20 protein-coding genes and 1 pseudogene are annotated in these 22,167 nt (G+C 61.7%); 14 read left to right on the top strand and 7 right to left on the bottom strand.

Annotated features, from left to right (window positions below; all coding sequences use genetic code 11):
* Window positions 1-44: 44 nt before the first annotated feature.
* Window positions 45-1,025, bottom strand: coding sequence for a quinone oxidoreductase family protein (locus FPV16_RS07885; RefSeq protein WP_227437679.1), 981 nt, complete (start codon window positions 1,023-1,025; stop codon window positions 45-47).
* 643 nt (window positions 1,026-1,668) lie between these two features.
* On the opposite strand from FPV16_RS07885, the gene FPV16_RS07880 reads away from it, so the two are divergent.
* Complete coding sequence (locus tag FPV16_RS07880; protein ID WP_227437678.1) at window positions 1,669-2,508, top strand: hypothetical protein; 840 nt, start codon at window positions 1,669-1,671, stop codon at window positions 2,506-2,508.
* A gap of 413 nt (window positions 2,509-2,921) precedes the next feature.
* Here the strand turns inward: FPV16_RS07880 and FPV16_RS07875 are convergent, their stop codons facing one another.
* Window positions 2,922-3,134 carry a hypothetical protein gene (locus tag FPV16_RS07875; RefSeq protein ID WP_227437677.1) on the bottom strand — a complete coding sequence of 71 codons (213 nt, stop codon included), beginning with the start codon at window positions 3,132-3,134 and terminating at the stop codon, window positions 2,922-2,924.
* A 103-nt stretch (window positions 3,135-3,237) separates the two neighbouring features.
* Between FPV16_RS07875 and FPV16_RS07870 the strand changes: the two genes are divergently transcribed.
* Entirely contained in the window at window positions 3,238-3,549 is a 312-nt protein-coding gene (locus tag FPV16_RS07870; RefSeq protein WP_227437692.1) for a hypothetical protein, read from the top strand.
* On the opposite strand, the pseudogene FPV16_RS07865 reads toward FPV16_RS07870, so the two are convergent.
* Both FPV16_RS07865 and FPV16_RS07860 read right to left on the bottom strand, forming a co-directional pair.
* Window positions 3,474-3,740 (bottom strand): annotated as a pseudogene (locus FPV16_RS07865) (IS481 family transposase); the annotation flags it as partial. The gene FPV16_RS07870 and the pseudogene FPV16_RS07865 overlap by 76 nt on opposite strands.
* Window positions 3,741-3,938: 198 nt before the next feature.
* Complete coding sequence (locus tag FPV16_RS07860; protein WP_413629224.1) at window positions 3,939-5,345, bottom strand: carbohydrate porin; 1,407 nt, start codon at window positions 5,343-5,345, stop codon at window positions 3,939-3,941.
* A 574-nt stretch (window positions 5,346-5,919) separates the two neighbouring features.
* Here FPV16_RS07860 and FPV16_RS07855 point away from each other — a divergent pair.
* From FPV16_RS07855 to urtE, 5 genes are all read left to right on the top strand, one after another.
* Complete coding sequence (locus tag FPV16_RS07855; RefSeq protein ID WP_227437673.1) at window positions 5,920-7,230, top strand: transporter substrate-binding domain-containing protein; 1,311 nt, start codon at window positions 5,920-5,922, stop codon at window positions 7,228-7,230.
* A gap of 110 nt (window positions 7,231-7,340) precedes the next feature.
* Window positions 7,341-8,225 carry an urea ABC transporter permease subunit UrtB gene (urtB, locus tag FPV16_RS07850; RefSeq protein ID WP_227437671.1) on the top strand — a complete coding sequence of 295 codons (885 nt, stop codon included), beginning with the start codon at window positions 7,341-7,343 and terminating at the stop codon, window positions 8,223-8,225.
* Between the two features lie 26 nt (window positions 8,226-8,251).
* On the top strand, window positions 8,252-9,361 hold the full coding sequence (gene urtC / locus FPV16_RS07845; protein WP_227437669.1) for an urea ABC transporter permease subunit UrtC: 1,110 nt from the start codon (window positions 8,252-8,254) through the stop codon (window positions 9,359-9,361).
* A 10-nt stretch (window positions 9,362-9,371) separates the two neighbouring features.
* A complete protein-coding gene (gene urtD, locus FPV16_RS07840) occupies window positions 9,372-10,112 on the top strand; it encodes an urea ABC transporter ATP-binding protein UrtD (protein ID WP_036266031.1) in 741 nt (246 codons plus the stop codon).
* A gap of 2 nt (window positions 10,113-10,114) precedes the next feature.
* On the top strand, window positions 10,115-10,813 hold the full coding sequence (gene urtE, locus FPV16_RS07835; RefSeq protein ID WP_027171712.1) for an urea ABC transporter ATP-binding subunit UrtE: 699 nt from the start codon (window positions 10,115-10,117) through the stop codon (window positions 10,811-10,813).
* Window positions 10,814-10,825: 12 nt separating this feature from the next.
* Here urtE and FPV16_RS07830 read toward each other — a convergent pair whose 3' ends face one another.
* From FPV16_RS07830 to FPV16_RS07820, 3 genes are read right to left on the bottom strand one after another with little or no spacing between them, the layout of a single operon-like run.
* On the bottom strand, window positions 10,826-12,109 hold the full coding sequence (locus FPV16_RS07830) for an ABC transporter substrate-binding protein (RefSeq protein ID WP_227437666.1): 1,284 nt from the start codon (window positions 12,107-12,109) through the stop codon (window positions 10,826-10,828).
* A 22-nt stretch (window positions 12,110-12,131) separates the two neighbouring features.
* Entirely contained in the window at window positions 12,132-13,679 is a 1,548-nt protein-coding gene (locus FPV16_RS07825) for an ATP-binding protein (protein WP_227437664.1), read from the bottom strand.
* The gene (locus FPV16_RS07820) at window positions 13,672-14,361 is read right to left on the bottom strand and encodes a response regulator (protein WP_227437662.1); all 690 of its coding nucleotides are present in this window, start codon (window positions 14,359-14,361) and stop codon (window positions 13,672-13,674) included. Before FPV16_RS07820 ends, FPV16_RS07825 begins: the two co-directional genes overlap by 8 nt.
* A gap of 836 nt (window positions 14,362-15,197) precedes the next feature.
* On the opposite strand from FPV16_RS07820, the gene FPV16_RS07815 reads away from it, so the two are divergent.
* From FPV16_RS07815 to FPV16_RS07785, 7 genes are all read left to right on the top strand, one after another.
* The gene (locus FPV16_RS07815) at window positions 15,198-15,638 is read left to right on the top strand and encodes a N,N-dimethylformamidase, small subunit (RefSeq protein WP_227437660.1); all 441 of its coding nucleotides are present in this window, start codon (window positions 15,198-15,200) and stop codon (window positions 15,636-15,638) included.
* 106 nt (window positions 15,639-15,744) lie between these two features.
* Window positions 15,745-18,177: a LamG domain-containing protein gene (locus tag FPV16_RS07810; protein WP_227437658.1), complete on the top strand. Its 2,433-nt coding sequence runs from the start codon at window positions 15,745-15,747 to the stop codon at window positions 18,175-18,177.
* Between the two features lie 130 nt (window positions 18,178-18,307).
* Window positions 18,308-19,432: a hypothetical protein gene (locus tag FPV16_RS07805; RefSeq protein ID WP_227437656.1), complete on the top strand. Its 1,125-nt coding sequence runs from the start codon at window positions 18,308-18,310 to the stop codon at window positions 19,430-19,432.
* Window positions 19,433-19,436: 4 nt separating this feature from the next.
* Window positions 19,437-20,135 carry a tetratricopeptide repeat protein gene (locus FPV16_RS07800; protein WP_227437654.1) on the top strand — a complete coding sequence of 233 codons (699 nt, stop codon included), beginning with the start codon at window positions 19,437-19,439 and terminating at the stop codon, window positions 20,133-20,135.
* A 4-nt stretch (window positions 20,136-20,139) separates the two neighbouring features.
* On the top strand, window positions 20,140-20,433 hold the full coding sequence (locus tag FPV16_RS07795; RefSeq protein WP_227437653.1) for a hypothetical protein: 294 nt from the start codon (window positions 20,140-20,142) through the stop codon (window positions 20,431-20,433).
* A gap of 254 nt (window positions 20,434-20,687) precedes the next feature.
* The gene (locus FPV16_RS07790) at window positions 20,688-21,104 is read left to right on the top strand and encodes an ester cyclase (protein ID WP_227437651.1); all 417 of its coding nucleotides are present in this window, start codon (window positions 20,688-20,690) and stop codon (window positions 21,102-21,104) included.
* A 514-nt stretch (window positions 21,105-21,618) separates the two neighbouring features.
* A complete protein-coding gene (locus FPV16_RS07785) occupies window positions 21,619-22,137 on the top strand; it encodes a MucR family transcriptional regulator (RefSeq protein WP_227437649.1) in 519 nt (172 codons plus the stop codon).
* Window positions 22,138-22,167: the final 30 nt, after the last annotated feature.

Raw genomic sequence — 22,167 nt, 5'->3', positions numbered from 1 at the left:
AGGCCAGCATAATTATGGATACGGAAGGCTGACTGGGCCACCGCCTATGGTGAGATCAGCAAGGCGCCGCCAAATCGACGCTCCTCCGCCGCGACGTGAGCCTCCAGGACGTTGTCGAGCTTGAAGCGGCCTCCGATGTCGACGCTGACATGCCCCTTGGCGATGGCCTCGAACAAGTCGGCTGCATTGGCACGGAAGGTTGCCGGGTCGGCATTGTGGGGAAAGACGGAGGGGCGCGTCAGGAAGAGGCATCCCTTCTTGTTGAGTCGCTCCGGGTCGACCGCCGGGGCCTTCCCAGACGAGGCACCGTAACAAACGACGAGACCAAACGGTGCCGCACAATCGAGCGACTTGATCAGGGTGTCCTTGCCAACCGCGTCGTATACGACACGAGCTTTTCGACCGCCGCTCGCAGCTAGGAAGGCATCTGGCCATTCCGGATCGTTGAGGTCGATGACATCCACGCACCCTGCAGCAAGCGCGGCATCGCGCTTTCGGGGAGAGCCGGTGGTGCCGATGACCGTCGCTCCTATTGCCGTCGCCCAACGCGTCAGGATCTGCCCGACGCCGCCTGCAGCGGAATGCACGAGCAGGAGGTCGCCAGGCTGTACGGCGTGCGTCTTGCGCAGAAGATATTGTGCCGTCATCCCTTTGAACAACAGGGTCGCCGCAGCTTCGTCGCTGACCATGTCCGGCAACCGGACGAGCTTATCGGCAGGGACGTTTCGAAAATCCGCATAGGCGCCGACGCCAGCGTTCATATAGGCGACCCTTTCGCCGATCTGGATGTTCATGACACCCGAACCGATCGCATCGACGAACCCTGCCGCCTCAAAGCCAAGGCCAGACGGTAGCGGCAGCTGATAGATGCCCTTTCGTTGGTAGATGTCGATGAAGTTGAAGCCGATGGCCGTTTGACGAACCCTCACCTCACCTGCAATCGGCGGTGGAAGTTCCTCCCTCGCGATCGTAAGTACATCAGGCGAGCCAAAATCGGTAAGCCTGACGACACGTCTCATGAGCATGCGAATGCGACTCCGTGACAGCCTGATGCTGTAAGAGGTGATAAATCTCGTTGAAGGCTATCGCACACATAGGACCGGGCTACTATGGAAAAGGTCACCCGTAACTCTGACTCTAAGTCTGTCGGGCCGCCCACTGACTCATAAGGACATAGCATCGTATAGCCGGAACCGACGACCCATTAATGGCCTTGCGCTGTCAAAAGCATTCAATTTTCTTGCTACCCAACCCAGCCGCTCATAACTACCGCTGAGCGCCAAACTGCTCGGCCTTCACAGACAGGGTTTGGCTGGAAGACGGGCATTCCCGAGCAATTGCTCGACGCCCTCGAACATGGTGATAAAACACTGCGCTCGCGGCCCTGAGCGCTGTCGATGACGGAGTAGTCGAGCCGACGGAGTGACCACCTATGGCGACCACATCATCTACGAGCCCGATCAGATGGATCTTTTGTAGAAGGCAATCGAGGAAGCGCCAGAGATCGTGACGCTGATCAATTTGGGCGAAGTGCATGCCCATGTCCTGGCGGCGCTGAAAGGCGAAGGCGGCCCACAGGCTGACGCCGCGCAATCGGCGACATGACCGGCGTGACGCAGACTTGGAGCGCTGTTCGCCCCCGCGCTGATCTTGGGCTGGGAGGCCAGTGTGACCGACTATCGTAACGACGCCCGCCGCGAACTCGCCCGCGCCAAGGACGAACTCGCTTCAGCGGATGTTGAACGCCTAAAATATGCGGCGCTCGAACTTCGCATGGCGATGGAGTCGCTGACCTACGACCGTGCGCTGGCCTACAAAGCCGAGTTTCCACCGGCCGAATACGAGACCTGGCAGCCGCGCAAGGTGATGGCCATCCTCCTCGAAATCGATCCCAACGCCGACAAGGGCAGCAGCCTAGTCTTCGGGATCGAGCCGTCGCTAGGTGTGACGCCGGAGGTGATGGAGGCCTTGGGCACCGAGCGCGTTCTGAACATGGCGACGATCAAACGCCACTATGACGCCCTGGGCAGCTATCTTCATGTCCCGACGATCAAGCAGCGCAAGGCCGGCGCGAAGATCGACGCGGCCAAGTTCCGGGCGCGTTGCGACGAGATCGCCGCCTACCTGACCGAGGTGCTGGCGTCGTCGGTGTGGAATACGACGATGGGGAACTTCGCCTCGCTCGATTGCATGAAATGCGGCCACCCGATCCGCAAGCGCATGCCGCATGGCCAGGATGTGGTCGACGCGAAGTGCTTCGAATGTGGGGCGACCTACAAAGTGACCGACGCCGACGAGGGCCAGGCGCATTTCGAGCCGGACCAAGTCGAGGTCAAATGCGCCAACCCGGACTGCAAGACGTCGATCTTCCCGTGGCGTAGCGAGATCGTGCCCAACAGCGGATGGAAGTGCGAGGTCTGCGGCGGCGAGAATGACATCAAGCTCATGATCCAGCATCGTCCGGTGACCGTCATTGAGCCCCCCAAGGCCGAAGGGGATGACGCATGATCCGGATTGACGTTCACCACCTCCTGGCCTCGCTCACCTATCTGGCGGGATCGCACAAACATCTGGTCCTGATGCAACGGCAGCTCATTGAGAACGGAGGGATGAGCACCCGGTGCGTGTTCACGAAATGGCGGTCCCACGCCCGGCCCGTGATCTGCAGTACGCTCGCCACCGTGCGCCGACCTGGACACAGGATCGCGCCGATCAGCAGAGCTTGGGCGTGCCGCCACGATCGGTGGACGAACAGAGGCGCGAACGACAAGATGATCCCGGCGAAGCGGGCGGGCAGATGCGGCATGAGGCGTCTCTGGCGAGGGACACCATCAGCTTATCAGTCATGCCCGCTTCGTCACCCTGTGCGTTCCGCAGCCTGCCAAAATGGCCAAAGTCGAGCTAAGCGCGTGCTGCTTTCGTCAGGAGTTCGGCGCGGCCGCTGACGGCTTCGAAAATAGCGCGTGGCGAAGTTCGATCTGTGATCCGGTTGGGCGGGTGTGCCTTGTGCGGAAGCGCTCGATCGCTTCGATCGCGGCAAGCGGAGTAGGTCCCTCAGCGAGCGCGAGCGGGACATGGCCGCCGATGGCGTCGGCGATCCGTGAACTTGCGAAGGGGACGTCGCCATCGAGCACGTATCCTCGCGGTCCATAGCGAAGGTGAGCCCAGCTTCAGCGCCACGGCTCGGGGTTACCCGGTCGAATTCGTCGATGTGAACCTAGGTCGCTGGGGCGAAGAATGAGCAAAGCGGACACCCCGCCGGACGCCGTCAGTTTCCTGCGCGCAATCGCCAGCGAACTCGCCGAGGTCCATCGCGGCAGCGACTATTCGCAATGGCGCGGCGAAGCGAAATATCGCGTGGCCCAGCACCTCTCTCGTGTCGAACCATTCGCCGACTTTGCAAGCGCTTGGGTCACCAAGCCATCGCCTTCCAGTTGCTTGAGGGTCTGCGACAGCATGCGCTCGCTCAATCAGCTGATGCCGTGGCGCTGCAGGCAGCGGTGTAGCGATGAGCGGGTCAGATGCGGGATTGTGGCCTGGAGCGGGTAGAGGCAATCGTCCAGCGGTAGGAGTGTATGACGGCGAACGGCGACGACGACCGCCTCGTCCTCCGGTAACAGCACTGTCGAACGCGGATCCTTCGGACCCGTGCGCTGGTCGGCTACCGAGGGTCGTTGCTGCCACTTGGCGACTGTCTTCTAGTTGATCCCGTAGCGCTTCGAGAGCGCCCTCAGGCTCACTTGATGGGATGGACGGCCCCTACACCTCGCGTCAGCGCTCGGTAACGTGTTGCCGCTGGCCCAGTGAGCACCACGAAGCGTTTTCACTTGAAAATAGATAGAGCCGTCGTTGGAACGGCGACTCTATCTCTGTGCGTCGCTTGGGAAAGGGATGCGTTTCAGGCCTAACAGAATGGCTCTGTCCGGCCCCTGCCTCCCTCAGCCCGGCGCGAGGCCGAGCAGCGTTCCGAGGGGTACGACGAGGGTGAAGCCGCCGTAGAACCCGTCCTTGGCGTGGCGGGCCGTGTAGGGGTTGTAGAAGGAATTCGGGTTGACGACGTACTGGACCACCGGCTCGAGGACGACGCCCGCGCCGAGATCGAAATGGGCGTTCACCTCGAACACGAACTTGTCGCGCGAATAGGGCTCGCCGGTGCCGCCCGAGATGAAGTTCGCATCCGACAGGAAGTCGGCATAGTTCTGGTTCAGCCGCTGCCAATTGGCCTTGATGCCGTAGGTGTCGTTGGGCCGGCCCTGGTCGGGCGCCGACAGCAGCAGGCCGGCGAAGGAGTTGAAGCGGATCGGGATCGTCGGGTCGAAGGCGTAGCCGGTGCCGGTATAGGCCGAGATCGCGGTCGGATGCGGGTTGCTCGCATCGGCCCCGCCATCGGCCCGCCACAGGGTCTGCGTGCCGGTAAGGACGACGCCCGAGGTGCCGGATTTCTGCAGGGACGGCGTACCCGGGTTGAGGCCCTTCGAGGTGCCGGCAATGGTCTTGAAGTTATCGTCGTGGTCGGCGGTGTTGTAGAAGCCGGTGAGTGAGACGCGGCCGGGATAGGCCTCCATCGTGTAGTCGGTCTTGCGCCCGATCTCGGTCATCACGACGGCGCCGGACAGGCGCTCGTAGCCGAAATCATAGCCCGACAGGACGTTGGTGTTGGGGTTCACGCTGAAGGCGCCAGCCTGGATATAGGTGGTCGGCGAGAGCTTGTAGGCGATGTTGGCGCCCCAGACGCCGAAGAGCGGCGAGGTGAAGCCGGCATTGAAGTAGAACATGTCCTGGAAACAGGAATTGATCGAGTTGCACGGCGGCAGGCCGTAATAACGGTCGGGATGGGTGCGGCCGACCTCGACCACGAGGCGGTCGTCGAGGAGCTTCTGCTGGTAGGTCAACAGCGAGAGGCGGGTGCTGTTGGGCGTGTAGGGCGGCTGGTAGCCCACCGTGGTGTCGCCGATGTCGCCGGCCATGTTGAGGTTGCGCACGAGGCCGAAGAAGGTCTGGGTGAAGTTGATCGAGCCACCGGCGATGCCGGCGAGCTTCTGCATGTCGGCCGTCATGCTGAGCACGAAATAGGCGGCGTTCGATTGCTCGCCCGTGCGCAGGCCGGCGCTCGGATTGGCCTGGTAGAAATCGTAGATGTTGACGTCGAAGGTCAGTCCCCGCGCCGCCATGTCGGTGGCCCAGGGCGCGAGGGGCCCGGTGCGTACGGGATCGGCGGGTTTCGAGGCGATGTCCCGGTCGGTGCGTGGCTGCGTCTGAACATTGAACTCACCCACCGGTGACGCCGTCTGCGCCTGCGCTCCCGAGGCTGACAGCCCCAGTATGGCAGCCGCAACCGACTGAATGAAGTGCTTCCTCGTCGGGGAGCGTGCCGAGCCGTGATCGATTATTCGATAGATCTTCATTGTCTCATGCCCTCCGGAAGATCGACCAGACAGCCGTGATCATGGCCCGATGCCGCAGAGTGCCGCGCCGGGTCGATCCGTCTCTCTGCTGGTCGTTCGGTGCCTCTCCGGATGGTTGCCCCGCCACACCCGACTTCGCGGTCCTCGCGAATTCAGACGTGAACACACACCCGAGTTGGTTCCACCTGTGGCTGCAAGATTCAGGTACACATCGCTTTAAACCATGCGTCGCCTGGCCGGCATGAATTTAAAGCTCGCATCGCGAAGCTCGAACCGTCAACACCCTCGTCTACGATCCTGAATAGCAACACACATCTCTTGCAAATATGCCACGCTATATTTGACGTTGCCTGTTTTTCGCGCAGCGGAAGCATAGCGTTTTACCAAGCTGCGCGTTGACGGATTGGACCCTCACGTGTCAGATTTTCTCATCAAGACCAAATAGTGCCGGAGACGCAACGCCTGTTTGCTCGCATCGCGCGGGCCGCTGCCGGCTGTCTTGCAGGAGACGAAGATGGACATCACGCGTCGTAAAATATTGAAAGGGTCGACGCTGGCTGCGGCAGCGGCTGCTGCTCCGCATCTGTGGCTCCCGACCTCTCGTGAAGCCTGGGGCGCAACGCTGAAGAAGGGCGAACCCATCAAGGTCGGCCTCTTATTCTCTCTGACCGGTCAGCTCGCGGTGCCGGAAGAAGACTCGACGCTCGTGATGCAGTACGCGATCGAGGAGATCAACAAGAACGGTGGTATTGCTGGCCACGAGATCAAGCCGATCATCATCGACGCAAAGTCAGACTTCAACGTTTATTCGGAGAAGGCGAAAGAGCTGATTATGCGCGAGAAAGTGATCGCGCTGTTCGGTTGCTACACCTCGGCCAGCCGCAAGGCGATCCTGCCGATCGTCATGCAGCAGAACAGCCTGCTCTACTATCCAACCTGCTACGAAGGTGCGGAGTGTAGCCAGAACACGATCTGCACGGGTCCGCTGGCGAACCAGCATTCGAAGGACCTGATCCCATTCATGGTCAAGAACTTCGGCAAGAAGTGTTTCTTCGTCGGCTCGAACTACGTCTGGCCGAAAGAATCCAATAAGAACGCCAAGCTCTGGCTCCAGAATGCCGGCGGTGAGCTCCTCGGCGAAGAGTATATTCCACTTGGCAGCTCGGAGTTCGGTCCGGTACTGAACAAAATCCGCGAGGCCAAGCCGAACTTCATCTTTTCGACAGTCGTCGGTGCCTCCGACATCGCCTTCCACAAGCAATTCAAGCAGGAGGGCTTCAAAGTCGATGCGATGCCGATCGCCTCACTGACCACCGGCGAGATCGAGACCAAGGCTATGGGCGCCGATGTCGGCGCAGGCCACTTCCTGTCCGCGCCGTACTTCCAGACGCTGGAAAATCCGACTAACGCGAAGTTCGTTGAGAATTTTCTCAAGAGCAAATACGGGAAGAACGGCAGCACGCACTATAACATGGAAGAGACCTACCTTTCGGCCTACGTCTTCAAGTACGGTCTCGAGAAGGCCCTCAAGAAGACCGGAAACATTGAGGAGGTCACGTCGCGGATGATCCGCGACGTCAGCGGCGGCATCCGCGTCGAGGACGACGTATCGCCGGAAGGCCTAATCTGGATCGACGGCGACAACTTCAATACTTGGCTGAAGCCCAAGATCGGCCAGTGTCAGGCCGACGGTAGCTTCAAGACCGTGTACCAAGCCTCAGAGCACGTCGCGCCGGACCCGTACTCGATCTACCCAAATTCCGGGAAGTGCACGGCCGACGGGCTCGTCGCGCCCGACGGCAAGGTCCGCAAGAACGTAATCTGACCGCCGAGACAACACCGTCAGCTTCGGAGGAGCGACTCTGACGAGGCTGGCGCCTGCGTGGTCGGCATTGTCAGTGCCGGTTGAATTCAAAATGAACTCCTGGACGCATCATGCCCCATATCGAATTCGCGTCCGTCGTGAACGCGCTGATCCTCGGTTTAAGCATCGCCAGCATTTGGCTGATCGCGGCGATCGGACTGACAATCATCTACGGAACCGTCGGCGTCATCAACATGGCCCATGGCGAGTTCATCATGCTCGGCGCTTACACGTCCTACATGCTGCAAAGCGTCTTCGGCTTGCCGTTCCTACTCTGTATCCCCGCTTCCTTCATTGTCGTGGCGGCGATTGGGGTGGTGATCGAGAGGGGCCTGATCAGATACCTCTACAATCGCCCGCTCGATACTCTGCTTGCGACATGGGGCGTTTCGCTGGTGCTGATGCAGGGTGTGCGGATCATCTTCGGTAGCGACCCAAAATACATCGCCGTTCCGGAGATTTTCCAGAGCAACGTCGAGTTCGGCTTCGTCAACCTCTCAGTGCTTCGGATCTTCATCTTCGGCGTCACGGCCGCGGTCGTCGCCGGCACCGTCTATCTCTTCTACCGGACACGGTTCGGCATGCAGGTGCGTGCCGTGATGCAGAACAAGGAGATGGCCGCCTCTTTCGGCATCGACGCGGACCGCGTCTACATGACGACGTTCGCCATTGGGGCCGGCCTCGCGGGCATCGCCGGGTGCCTGTTCGGCGTGCTGGCTATCGTCCTCCCGACGATGGGAACGGCGTATGTCGTCCAGGCCTTCCTCGTGGTCGTCGTCGGCGGCGGCACCCTGGTCGGCAGCGTCGCGGCCTCCGGCCTGACGGGCGAGCTGCAGTCCATCTTCGCGATGATCTCGAACGATACCTTCGCGCGCTTCCTTCTTTACGTGCTCATCGTCGTCTTCCTGCGATTTCGCCCGCGCGGCCTCTTCGCTGTCGCCAAGGCCCGCCGGTGAGTTCTTTGAAAGATAAGTACAGACCGATGACCCAGAATTTATTTCACAACAAGACGGCTCAGTGGACGGTCTACGTCGTCTTCTTTATATGCCTCGCCGCCGTTCCGAGCTTTGTCAGCGATGGCTTCTTGCTCAACCAGTTCGCGACCTACGGCGTCTATGCGATGCTGGCTCTTTCGATCAGCCTGTGCTGGGGCTTCGGCGGCATCCTGAACCTCGGTCAGGGTATCGCCTTCGGCCTGGCTGCCTATGGGATGGCCATGACCATGCAGATGCAGTCACAGGACGCCTCAAACCCCCTACCGCCGTTCATGGCCAATAACAGCCTCGACCATCTGCCGTTCTTCTGGGAGCCCTTCTGGAGCACGGGCTTCGGCATCGTCCTGGCGCTGTTGGTTCCAACGCTGTTCTACGTGATCTTCGGAAGTCTAATGTTCCGAGCCCGCGTCTCGGGACCGTTCATCGCGATCATGACGCTGGCTATGCTCAGCGCGCTCTATACCTTGATCCTCGACATGCAGCCCTACACCAACGGTGTAAACGGCATCTCGCCTCCGGCCGCCCTCCAAATCTTCGGTACCGAGATCGATCCCTACAGCACTAAGGCATACTGGACCGTCGTCGCTCTGCTCCTCCTGACGACCGTCGCAGCGAAGTTGCTGACGCAGAGTAAGTTCGGGCTCGTCATCCAGGCCCTGCGAGGCGACCCGGAGCGGGTGCGCTTCCTCGGCTACGACGTCGCGTTCTATGAGACGGTGATTTACACCGTTTCCGGGCTGATCGCGGCGATTGCCGGCTGCCTTTGGGTCATGCTGGTCCAGTACGTGTCGCCCGCCCAACTCGACGTGAACTTCAGTATCACCATGGTGATCTGGGCCGGGATCGGCGGACGGCTGTCCCTGCTCGGCGCAATCCTCGGCGCGCTCATGATTCAGGGCGGGCAGAGCTACCTGGGCGACCAGTTCCTCAACACCTGGCTTCTATTACTCGGCGGCTTCTTCATCCTGGTCGTCCGTTTTTTGCCGCGCGGGTTGGCCGGTCTGCTCGAGAAGGTGCTCGGTATGATGGCCGGTCGCCAACGCCGTGACCCTGATGCCATTGCACCGCCTCGTGTCGTCGGCGCTCCGGCGAAGTAAGGACAAGACAATGGGCGTTCTCGAGATCCACAATCTGCACAAGAGCTTTGGCGGTACGCACGTTATTAACGACTTCAGCCTCGACGTGACGGAGCTAACCCTGTGCTGTCTCGTCGGCCCCAACGGCGCCGGCAAGACCACGACGATGGACCTGATCACCGGACGCCAGAAGCCCAGCTCGGGAAAGATCGTCCTTCGCAACGACGACATCACCGGACTCGGCGAACATGAAATCGCGCAGCGGGGGATCGGTAGGAAATTCCAGGTTCCGGCGGTGTTCCGCGAGTTGAGCGTGCGCCAGAACTTTGAGGTGTCGTATTCGCGGGAAGTCAATCCGTTTCGGAACATGTTCCGGCGCCAGCCGGCTGGGTTCAAGGCGCAGCTCGACGAAGTCGCGACATTGACCGGCCTGAAGGATCGGCTTGATGTCGAGGCGGGCGTCCTCTCCCACGGCGAAACGCAATGGCTCGAGATCGGCATGGTTGTGATGCAGAATCCAGCCATCCTGCTGCTCGACGAACCCGTTGCCGGGATGACAGAGTCGGAAATTGAGAAGACGATCGTCTTTCTCAATCAACTCAAGAAGAACCACACCCTCATCGTCGTCGAGCACGATATGAGCTTCGTGCGCGAGATCGCGGACGTAGTGACTGTGATGCACATGGGCAGCTTCCTTGCCCAGGGAAAGCTCAGTGAGATCGAGAGCAACCCGAAGGTGCGGGAAGTCTATCTCGGCGAACCGGAGATCTGACCGTGCTACTCTCGCTTGAAAACGTCACCTCCTATTACGGTAAGACGCCGATCCTGAAGGACGTCGGCTTCGATCTGCCGGAGGGACAGTGTCTGTGCGTTCTCGGCCGTAACGGCGTCGGCAAGACAACGCTGTTGCGCACCATCATGGGTCTCACGGATCGGTCGAACGGCGAGATCCGGATCTCGGGCGATGCGATCGGTCGGGCTCCTACCTACAAGCGCGCCAAATATGGCCTAGGCTATATCCCGCAGGGGCGCCAGATTCTGCCGCACTTCACGGTCAAGGAGAACATCTTGCTCGGGACGTTTGCGCGCACCGACGGCAAGCAAGAAATGCCGGAACTCTGCCTGAGCCTCTTCCCCTATCTCGCCCAGAACCTGCACCGAAAGGCGGGGCTCCTCTCCGGAGGCCAGCAGCAGCAACTGGCGATCGCCCGCGCGCTCGCGACCAACCCGCGAATCCTTCTGCTCGACGAGCCGACAGAAGGCATTCAGCCGAACATCGTCGCGGAGATCGGCCAAACGCTCCGTCGCCTGAACAAGGAGTTCGGCATCACGCTGGTCCTGACTGAGCAGCACATCAAGGTGGCGCGCAAACTCGGCGATGCCTTCCTAATGATGGAGAATGGCCGCATCGTCGCGCGTGGCCCGATAGGCGAGATGACCGACGACCTCATCAACCGTCACATGACGATCTAACCAGTGGTGCCGTCACGCGCCTCCGGCCGGCCTTCCCGGGCCCAGACCATTGGCGGAGGCGGGCTTCTGCAGTCCGCCTCGCCGGCTCATCCAGGGCGGCAGGATGAAGCGCTCGGTGTTGTATGGCTCCGGCGCGATCATCGAGAGTGGCTTCCGGTGGTCGTGGATCTGATAGAAGATGTGCGGCATGCCAAGTGACGGGTCGTGGGTGACGACCGGATAGGGCACTGCGGCCTGCCAATCGGGATGATAGCGGATCGTGCCGTGCACGCTCCGATAGATCATGCCCTTAAGCGCCCTTGCGACTCTGCGGTTCTGCTCGAAATCACCGGGAGCTCCCGAACCGCCGGCCATGGCGGCGGCGACGGCGTAGTGGTGCATGTTGCTGTAGGATTGGCATCCAATCGTCGCGCTGGCGCCCTCGCCGAAGCGAGCATTGTATCGGGCCTCGAAGCTCTTCCCGACCTCGTCACGCAGGAGGCCGATCACGGAAGAGACGATGATGCCGACGCTCGCTTCCTGGGCGATGTCGGCAAACGTCCGGTGCATCGCCCCGTACTGCAGATAGACGAGGCAGTCGATCGGGTTCTCCATGAACTGCCGTTGGAAATAAGCGAGATCACCCGCGTAGAAGTGCGTGTTCGCGACAACGGCCGGATTGGTCGCGCGAACCTCGTCGATGACCTGCCGCCATTCGGTCGTCGGCGTTTGCACGATCTTGGGACCGAAGCAGAGGCGCCAGCCGTAATCGACCGCAGCGGCCGCCATCGATTGCGCAATGACGATGCTGTACGGCTTCGACCCGGCGATGATGGCCAGGCGGTCGGAACTCGGCGTCCATTGTCCGGTATCGCGAAGCCACGATATGAATTTGATGAAGCCGGGCCCGTACCAATAGTCGGCCGGATCGGCCATGAAGCATCCGAAGTAGCGCTTCGGATCGCTCATGATCGTGTCATGGTGCTGCAGCAGCGTGTTGGCGTGGACGTAGATGATCCCCGCATCGGCAATCGGTTCGTATTCGGAGTTTTGAGGACCGATATTGTAGCCACAGATGATCGCATGCACCTGATGCTTCTCGATTAGCATGCGTGCGGCCCCGACGACCTCCTCGGCGGTCTGCCGGCAGGTATCGGCGAAGATCGGCTGGAACTTGCGCCCGAGCAGTCCGCCTTGGGCGTTCAGCTCCTCGACCGCGAGGGTCATCCCGTTCCGGAATTCTGCGCCATCGGCGGCAGATGGCCCGGTCAGCGGGATCATACTCCCTATCGGGATCGGCGGCAGTTCGACGGACACTCGCTTGACCCCGCGTTATCGATCAGTCCGGCCGGCGGATTTGCTCCGGTTCGAACAGTAGATTGTGCATCAAGACGCGCAGACGCGGCGGGCTGGCCGGCTTGATCAGAACCGGCAGGCCGGCCTCTCGAATGCCGTTGAGAACCTTCGGCTCTGCGTCAGCCGTGACGATGAAGGCGGGCGTCTCCGTCCCGAAGGCTTTTCGCAACTCGCGTACCACCTCGAGGCCTGTCCGGCTGGTCAGGTTATAGTCGGCGATGATCAGGCGGACCTGCACGCCGCCTCGCGCCAGCCGTAGGGCTTCGTCCTCGTTCGCGGCAGCGTGAACCTCGATGCCCCATCGCTGGAGCAACTGCGTCATGCTCCGGCGCAGAATGTCGTCATCCTCAACCAGGAGAACCGGAACGCCGACGAACTCGCCGGCGACAGCCTCGCTGATCTCGGCATCCCCGCCTTCGCTGTGCCAGATGTTGCCGAAAGGCACGGTGACCGAAAAGATCGAGCCGTGGCCCGAACGGGACCTAAGGCCCACTGGGAGTTCCAGCAAGTCGGCGAGCCGCCTGACGATGTTCAACCCGAGACCGAGCCCCGTCTTCTCGCTGCGCCGCTCGTCCGTGACGCGGTAGAATTCGTCGAAGACACGCTCACGATCAGCGTCTTTAATGCCTCGCCCGGTATCGACGATCTCCACCCGAAGGAGCTTTCCCTCCTTGCGGCAGCCGATCACCACTCCGCCGACCTCTGTGAAACGGATGGCGTTGGCGACGAAGTTGCTGAGTATGCGCTCAAGCAAAGCCCGGTCCGTCGCGACCGTGTCGCGCGGCGTGACGAAGCGCAGCCTCAGGCCCTTCTCCTCGGCCTGATGTCGAAACTGGATGTTGAGGCGCTCGAAGAGCTGGGAGAGTTGGAAGCTCGTGACACGCGGCTTGATCCGCCCCGCATCGAGCTGTCCGATCTGGAGCAGCGCTCCGAGTAGGTCTTCCATGATGAGCGCCGCCACGCTCATCGCGTGAAGCATCTCTGCACGCGTCTCCTCATCGGCCTCACGCATGCAGCTGTAGATGAGGATTTTAAGCGATGCGAGCGGCTGGCGCAGGTCGTGGTTGGCTGCCCGCAGGAAGCGCGACTTCGCCTCGTCGGTAGCTTCGGCTGTCTCCTTGGCCTCGCGAAGGGCGTGCTCATTCCGCTTCGTCGTGGTGACGTCGGAATAGGTCGCCGCCATGCCACCGTCGCGCGTTGGACGCTGCGTGACGTTCATGACGAGGCCGGCAGCGAGGATGTAGTCGGCTGATTTCTCCTGTCCGAAATCCGCGATCTCCTCCTGAACCCAACGGTTGGGATCCGCGAGTACGATCTCCCGTGAGTGGGCGAGGCGGATCATGAAGTCGTCGAATAGCTCGCCAGAAGCCGGGGCGATGCCAAGCGTGCGGCGGAGCGTTTCGTTCACGTGGACGAGGCGCCGGTCCGGCCGCCAGATCGTGATCCCGCTGGGCAGCGCGTCCAGTCCCCCCAGGACCGCGGGGTCCAGGGCAGGGGGGATGTCCGTTTCGTGATTGGCCTCTTCAGCCACGATCCCTCGCGGCCAGCGGGCCGAAATGCCGTATTGCGTAATGCACCGCTTCGGCGCGATCGCGCATGTTCAGGCCCTTCATGATGTTGCCGAGATGGACGCGGACCGTGTGGCTGCTGAGTTCGAGTTCCGATGCAATCCTCTTAACCGAGTAACCCTGACCAAGCAGAAGGAGGATATCCTTCTGGCGATCGGTTAACACGCCCGGGTCGCGCTCAAGCGCAGCTCTTTCGGAGGGCAGCTGCACGTAGGAAGGTTTGGCGGAAGAGGCGACGGCGCTTCCCGACCGCTCGATGATGCGCCTCGGGAAGGAAACTTCCCCCTCCAGCACCCGTTCGAGCGCGCGTTCGATCTCCTGGCCTCCGGACGATTTCGGGATGTAACCGATCACGCCGTGCCCGAGGGATCTCATGACGTGGTCCACATCCTCGTGAACCGAGATCACGACGACCGGAACGTCGGGAAACGAAGCGCGGAGGCGACGGAGGCCATCGAAATCCGAGAATCCCGGCATGACGAGATCGACGAGAAGCAAGTCCACATCGGGATGAGCTTCGAGAGTTGCTTGAGCCTCGTTGAACGTTTCTGCCTCGAATAGCTCGAGAGATTGTCGAAGGCCCCGCAAAACTTGTTTCAAGGATTCTCGCACGACCCAGTGATCGTCGGCGATGAGTATTTTCATGCGAGCAGGACCGCCCCGTGTCTTAACACTACGCCTAACGTGACGGCAGTACCTCCTGGGAACCACCAATCTAACAGCCTTACCCGCCATGACAGTTTGCTGGCAAGGGGGCGGTGGACAGCGTGAGGCGAGCATCCGTACGAGCTGATCCGCAAGATGCCGACCATTCCGCAAAAACATCTAGCTACAAATAACAAAAGCGTCCAATTCCCTCGAGGGTACCGCCAAGCTCGGTCACTTCGCGCGTGGGCAGGCGGCCATGAGGTCCACTCATCACCGCTCGGTAATGGCCTGGCGACCGTCGGGGAGAAGCGGTCGGACTAGGTCGAGCCAGCGCTGAGAACCCCAGTGGATGCAGCTTTGTAAGGTGCTCTATATCCTCGAAAAAACGCTAGAAGGTTCCCGGTGGTTAAACGCTTTGGCGTGAAGTGGGGACCTTCGATCGGTTCGGTGACGTACCCGCTGAAGAACAGGTCTTCGGGCAGCCGTTCCTTTGGGTTTTTGCTGGATATCCGGGCGTGGGCGAGACTGCGCACCGACCCAGCAGATCAAGCGCGGGCCGGCTTTCCGATGAGGGAACTAGTCGGCTTCGCCACGAGCGCTTCCTGCAGCTGCACACGCATCGGCCCTTCTGCACACATAGTGCGCAAAGAATGCAATCTAAAACATCTAGATGAAATAGCGGAATGTGTTGACGTAACGTCTAGGCTGGGCGTAGTTTTTAATTCGCAGAGCTAAACAGAAGGATCGTCCCTTCTGCAATTAACGGCTGCATTTCCTTCGGTCGTTCTATCACCGCGCCCTAGGTCCCGGGCGCCTCAGCCAAGAGGAACGCAATGGAACGGATTCCTAAAAAGGGCAGCCCGGAGCGCCAGCGTCTGATCGATGAGCACAAGGCGTGCATGGATTCGATGAAGGGCGTAGCCGGAAATTCTGTCTTGCTCTGTGAAACGCCGGGTGACACCACGGTGCTGACCGGTGGTGTGCATGCGGATCCCGTCCTCAAGCGGGTTCTGCTGCGCATGCGGGGCGAGAGCCCGAAAGGTAAGCTGATCGTCATCTGCACGAAGATCGACGGGGAATGGCGGATCGGCAGATTGTCGGGCGTCCGGGGCGTTCCGCCCGAACTCGTCGGCGACAAGGTTTACACCGACGAGCAGGAAATCCAGCACGACATCTTCCTGATGCGCCTGGACGAACTGTCAGACAGCTACGGCTTCCCGGACGATTTCCACGAAGGCTGGAAACGCAAGGACGATAACTGGCCGATCACCTGATCCGCCACCCGTCATTACCCCACCGCCGAAACCGAATTTGGCCGCGCGTCAGGCCAGCGAGAGCGCGCCCGCGAGCAGAGTTCGCGCCCCATCGAGGATTGGTCCGATGAGTTACATGAGGTTGACCGGATACGCCGACAAATTCGGCGTCCATCCCGGAGATACGATCAAGTTCTACGTGAACTGCGATGGTCCCGCCGAATACAAGGTCGAGATCGTCCAGATCATCAACGGCGACACCAATCCGCGAGGCCCGGGCTACATCGACAAGCCGATCGAGGCGTCGGTGAACGGCACTTACAAGGGCCAGAAGCAGATCATCCACGGCGGCTCGTACGGTTACGTGCCGGATGCTAAGGCCTTCCACGTCGAAAGCTTCACGCTCCAATGCTGGGTCTGGCCTACGGCGCCCAAGACCCATCAGCGCTACTGGAAGCATGGCGCCCAAGGCCTCGTCACCAAATGGGCCAACGATAGCGGCTACGGCCTCTTCATCAACGAGGACGGCTGCCTCGAACTCCGCATCAACGAGCACCGGATCACCACCGGCATCCCGATCCGCGATCACGCCTGGCACTTCTGCGCGGCCACCTTCGATGCCGCGACCGGTGATGTCGTCCTCTATCACGAGCCTCAGGTCGTCTATGCGCTCGATCCCGAGAGCCCGCCGGTCGTGACGAATCTGAAGCTCGCCATCGCCCACGCTCCGGTCCCGGTCGCCCTCGCGGCCTATGTGAAGACGCTGGCCCCGGACGATCCGCTCGCCCAGTCCTCGAAGCCGGCCGGAGTGGTCTTCGCCGGCAAGTATAACGGCAAGATCGACAGCCCCCGCATCTGCAATCGGGCACTGTCGCGCGCGGAGATCGAGATGATGAAGGCCGGTGCGCAGCCGGGCCTGACGGAACGCCGCAACAGCGGCCCGACGGGCAAGCTCTCCGAGTGCATCGTCGCCGCCTGGAACTTCTCGGCCGGCATCGACACGTTGTTCTGCAAGGACGAAGGCCCTTATCGCTTCGACGCGACCCTGGTGAACTGCCCGAACCGGGCCATGACCGGCTACAACTGGTCGGGCCAGAATTTCGACTGGAAGCATGCTCCGCAGGAATACGGCGCGATCAGCTTCCACGACGACGACGTCGACGACGCCCGCTGGGTCTCGGACTTTGAATGGGCGGTGCCCGAGACCGGCGTGAAAAGCCGGTTCTACGGCGCCAAGCTCACCACCTCTGACGGCGACGAGGACTTCATCCCGTTCTGGGTGGTGCCACGCGTCGGCCAGGAGACGGCAAAGATCGCCGTCATGGTCCCGACCATCAGCTACATGGCCTATGCCAACGAGCACGTGGCCTGCAACGCTGGTGGCGCCGAACTGTTCGTCTATCGCGTGCCGATCATGCAGGAGCAGAACATGTTCCTGTCCGAGCACCGCGAATACGGCGGCTCGATCTACGACACTCACACCGACGGCACCGGTATCTCGATCTCGTCGCGACTGCGACCGATCCTGTCGATCCGGCCGAAATACGATCACTTTCTGGCGCAGGCCCCGTGGCAATACCCGGCCGATCTTCATCTTATCTACTGGCTGGAGACGATGGGCTACGACTACGATGTCTTCACCGACGAAGACATCACATATGATGGGCTGGCCCGGATCGAAAACTACAACGTCATCATCACCGGCTCGCATCCGGAGCATAATTCGGGTGCTCAGCTCGATGCCCTCCACAACTATACGCAGCGCGGCGGTCGCCTGATGTATATGGGCGCGGACGCGTGGTACTGGGTCCACTCCTACCATCCTGGCTACGCTGAGAAGGGCCGCGGCATCGTGACCGAAATGCGCCGCTGCGAGTCCGGCATCCGGACCTGGCGCGCGGATCCCGGCGAGTACTATCACCAGGGCACCGGTGAACTTGGCGGCATGTGGCGCTTCCGTGGGCGTTATCTGCACTCCGTGGCGGGGGTCGGCATGTCCTCGGAAGGCTTCGACGTCTCGTCCTACTTCTCGCGGACGCCGGACAGCCTCGACGAGCGTGTGGCCTGGGCCTTCGAGGGCATCGGCTACGACGAGAAGCTCGGCAATTTCGGTCTCGTCGGTGGCGGTGCTGCCGGTCTTGAGCTCGACATCGTCGATACCATGCTTGGCTCGCCGCCCCATACGCTGGCTGTCGCGACCTCGGCGGGCCGGCACACCGAAGCTTACCTCCTCGTTATGGAGGATTTTGGCTTCAACCAGCAGGGCCTCGACGGAACGACGCATCCGCGCGTGCGTGGCGACATCGCCTTCCACGAGACGCCGAACGGGGGCGGCTGTTTCGCCTTCTCGTCGATCGCGTTCTGTGGCTCTCTGCCCTGGAACAACTGCGATAACAACATCTCGCGGCTCGTGAAGAACGTGCTCGACCGCTTCTCGACGGACGGGCCGCTGCCCACTCCGCCGGCCAATGCGATCAAGCACCGCGGCCGCGCCGATTACGATCCGACCCCGATCGAGCACCAGAGCCGCAAAGCCCGCGGCGAGCCGCTCCCCGCCTGATCCCCATGATCGATCTCTGGGCCCTCTCGGGGGGCTCGGAGTGAGGACGGGAGGTGTGCAGGCCCCGCACGCCTCCCGTCCAATGCCTCTCGCCAGTGCTGCCCTCCGGGTGCCTGTTCCAGGAATGCCGATGTCCGTCAGATCGCTCCCGGCTGCCCCGCACACCATGCCAGCGGCCGGCTTCGTTACGGACCGCCCCGATCTCGGCCATGCCGCGGAAGGTTGGGATCTCTCCGATCCCGCCTTCTTCGCAGAGGCGCTGGATCCGGCCGAGCCGCATCATCTTCCGCCAACGGCGTATCGCTCGCTCGCCTTCGCCAACCTCGAAGACTATGCCGTCTGGACGCGGAACTGGGTCTGTGTCGGGACGCAGGAGGAAATTCCGAAGACGAACGATCTGCTATCCTTCACAGTTGGGCATCACGGCGTCCACGTTCAGCGCCGCGCCGATGGCGGTCTGGTGGGGCGTTTCAACAAGGCTCAGCACGGCGGGTGCCGCGCGGTGCCCCTTCAGTGCCAGACGGGTACCAAGACCCGCTGCTCCTTCACTGCCTGCGGCTATAGCCGCGACGGCCTCCCGCTCTCGGCCGCACCGGATGGCGGCCCGACGCCGGCCATGCACCAGTATCTCGGCCTGCGCCCGGAACGTCTGCTTCCCGTCGCCGTGCGGACCTCCGGGTCGATGATTTTCGTCAACCTGGATGCCGGCACGACCTCGGAGCCGCTCCAGAACCTCGCCTTTGAGGACGAGACCTCCGGCCCCGTCGGGACGGTGCTAACCTTTCGTCGCACGTACCCGGCCAACTGGAAGCTTGTCCTGGGAGCGCTCGCGGGCGGCGAGGTCGCCTTGCCGACGAGCGACAGCTTATGGCTGACAACGACACTGAGGGACGGCAGGGCCGCCGAGGCGCGGATCCTGTTTCCGAATCTCATCCTGTTTTCGGCGCGCGGCGAGACCTGCGGCGTCATCGTGCAGCCCACCGCCCTCGGCGAGACCCTTTGCCGGGTCGCCTTGTTCGGAAACCAGGTACGCGGCGCAGGCGACTGGCTCGCCGAACTCGATGCGCGCGCCCGGCCCACCATTCAGCTTCAACGAGACCTCGACGTCCGGGAGACCAATCCGGCCCGCCGACCCACTCTTCCTAACGCGGCCGAGCGCTGGCTTCAAAGGCGGCTGGCTGCTGCCGTCGAGGCACGGCCCCACATCGACGTCACCGAACCCCTCTATGCAACGGCACTAGGCAGAAGGCGCTAAGCCCATGAGCATGTCACCCGAACGGACATTCCCAGCATCCTGCGCCGAAGGAGACCTCAGCAAGGCCATTGAGGCGTTTCGCGCCGGCTCCTACACCGAATCCCTCTCGCGGTTGCGGCCCCTCTCCGAGGCCGGCGTCGCCGAGGCGCAGGCATGGCTTGGGGCGCACTACGCCAACGGCTTCGGTGTGGACTCGTCCCTGTCCGAAGCGTTCAGCTGGTACCAGCGTGCTGCCGAAGGAGGCAACGTGGCCGCCGCGACCAATGTCGGCGCGATGCTCGCCATGGGCCAGGGGATTGCGCAGGATCGCGGCGAGGGCGCGCGCTGGCTCGAACGCGCTGCTTCCGGCGGCGATGTGATGGCGCAGTACAATCTGGCGACGATGCTGGCGAAGGGCGATGGCCTGCCGGCGGACCCGGCACGCGCTGCCTCGCTCTATCGGTCTGCCGCCGAGGCCGGCCACTATCCGGCTCAGGCGCGCCTCGGGCACCTCTACGCGAACGGCATTGGCGTCAGGAAGGACCGGGTCGAGGCCTTCGCCTGGCTTTCGCTGGCCGCCCAGCACGGCGTCGGCACGGCGCTCAACGCCCTCGAGGCCGTCATCAAAGAGATGTCTGCCGACGAGAAGCGCACAGGCATGGCGCGTGCGCAGGGCCGTCGCATCGGTCCGGTCGATGCCCGCATCAATCCGATCCCAGGTTGAGCCGATGGTCTACAGCGTCCAGCAGATCAAGTTCGAGTTCGCCAGCTACGTCAAAGAGTTCGGCGCCGATTTTCGCGAGTGGTCGGTGGGCGTTGCGGATGATGCCCGTAAAGCCCTGTTCCGCGAGAACGGCGTGGACGAGGCCGGCGACGTCTGGCTCTGGAAGCCAGCGCTCACCCCCGCGGCCGCCGCCATGGTCCGGTCTTGGCTGGTCGATCGTCACGGGGTCACGAATGTCTCCGCCGAGGCCTCCGGTGCTGAGGTCTTCATATTCAAGCGGCACTGTGCGGAAAATTGATAAGCGCTCGGCTAATCGCCGTCTTTGGGCGACGCAGTATGGGCCACGGCACGTCTTTCTCGGACAACCTCGTTGAGGTCGCCCGGGCGAGTTAGCGGAACGAAGGCCAACGCAGGCGTCCTTCCGGGGGACCTGTGTCTACGGCCTTGCTCCGTTCGATGGAGGCTTACGAGGCGAGCCTTTATGCGACATACCCCCGGACGGGCATCCGCGACAGGCGGCGTCCGAAGCGATAGCAAAGGAATGACTCCGCTATGAGCGACATCGCGACGGTTGCGAAGGCCTTCTTCAATGCCTGCGAGACAGGTGGTGGCTGGGAGGCATGCCAGCGCTATTGCACTCCTGACGCGACCTTCTCGGCCCAAGCCGACGCCTTGGCCGGCGTCACCTCGCTACGGGACTATACGGATTGGATGAAGGGGCTTCTGACCTTCATCCCCGACGGTCGGTACGAGGTGAAATCCTTCGCCTCGGACGAGGAGCGCCGGAACGTAGCGGCATACGGTATCTTCCGCGGAACCCATACCGGGGAAGGCGGTCCGTGCCCACCGACGGGCAAGAGCACGTCGACCGACTACGTCTACGTGATGCAGTTCGAGGGCAACAGGATCGTTGCGATGACGAAGATCTGGAACGACGCCCAAGCCGTAAGGGAGCTTGGTTGGGCATAGCTCTCAAAGTGGCGCGCCTCGTCCTCCAACAAGCAGTATGACGAGGCCGCCATCCGTTGGCATTCAAGCCGCTTCAGCGAGAGGCAGCTTTCCCTGTGGCTAGTTCCGTAAGCGGAAGGGCCAATAACCACCCATCCCGGTCGTAGGTCTCTGCCTCACCGAGTGCCCTGCAAGCGGACGCTCTCGGCTTCCGCTAAGGGTCCAGGCTGTGTAAAAACGTCGGCACTTCGCCACACCGGAGCGTAATCTTCCATGGAAGACTGGAAACAACAGCTCGGATGGCCGCGACAGCGACTTCAGAGAGCCTCAAAAGAAAATCTTTCTACTTGCATCAGACCGACACGCGTTTTCACACAGCCTCGGTCGAAAGTTGACTCAGGTCATGGGTTCCACCCGTCGGATTTCAATCAGGGAGCCGCTATCCAACAAGCTGCGTGAGTTCTGTTCGTTGGAAATGTTGTGTTTCGTACCAAACTTACTCTATGGGGCGTCTACGGTCCTCAGAGAAAACGCTATGACTGACAGTACCCAAGATTTTCAGGCAAACTACATCGAACTCGCGGCTGACATCGTCGCCGCCTACGTCTCAAATAACTCATTGCCACCAAACGCTTTGGGCGAGCTGCTGAGCAATGTGCATGCTGCCGTCAGTGGTCTCGCGATTGGTGAAAAAGGTGCAGTGGCCGAGAGCAAGATCGAGAAGGCAACGCCGGCTCAGATCAGGAAGTCGATTACGCCAGACGGGCTGATCAGCTTTGAGGACGGTAAGTCCTACAAGACGCTGCGCAGACACCTAACCACCCATGGTCTGACACCCGAGGCCTATCGTGCGAAGCATGGCCTGCCTGCCGACTACCCCATGGTCTCCGCAGGTTACTCGGCGCAGCGCTCGGAGCTTGCTCGAGCAATTGGTTTGGGAAAGGTTCGGAAGGCGCCTCCCGCCGCCCCGGAGAAGCCAATCGCTCAGGAGACCGCTCCAGTTCCTGAGAAGCCCAAGAAGGCGGGTCGGCCGCGCAAGGCTGCCGCAGCCTGACGGGCGCCAAACGCACTCTAGAGCCGCATC

The organism is Methylobacterium sp. W2, from assembly GCF_020662345.1.
Lineage (GTDB): Bacteria > Pseudomonadota > Alphaproteobacteria > Rhizobiales > Beijerinckiaceae > Methylobacterium.
The sequence above is the reverse complement of the archived record's forward strand: the minus strand, read 5'-3'. Positions and strand labels throughout refer to the sequence as shown.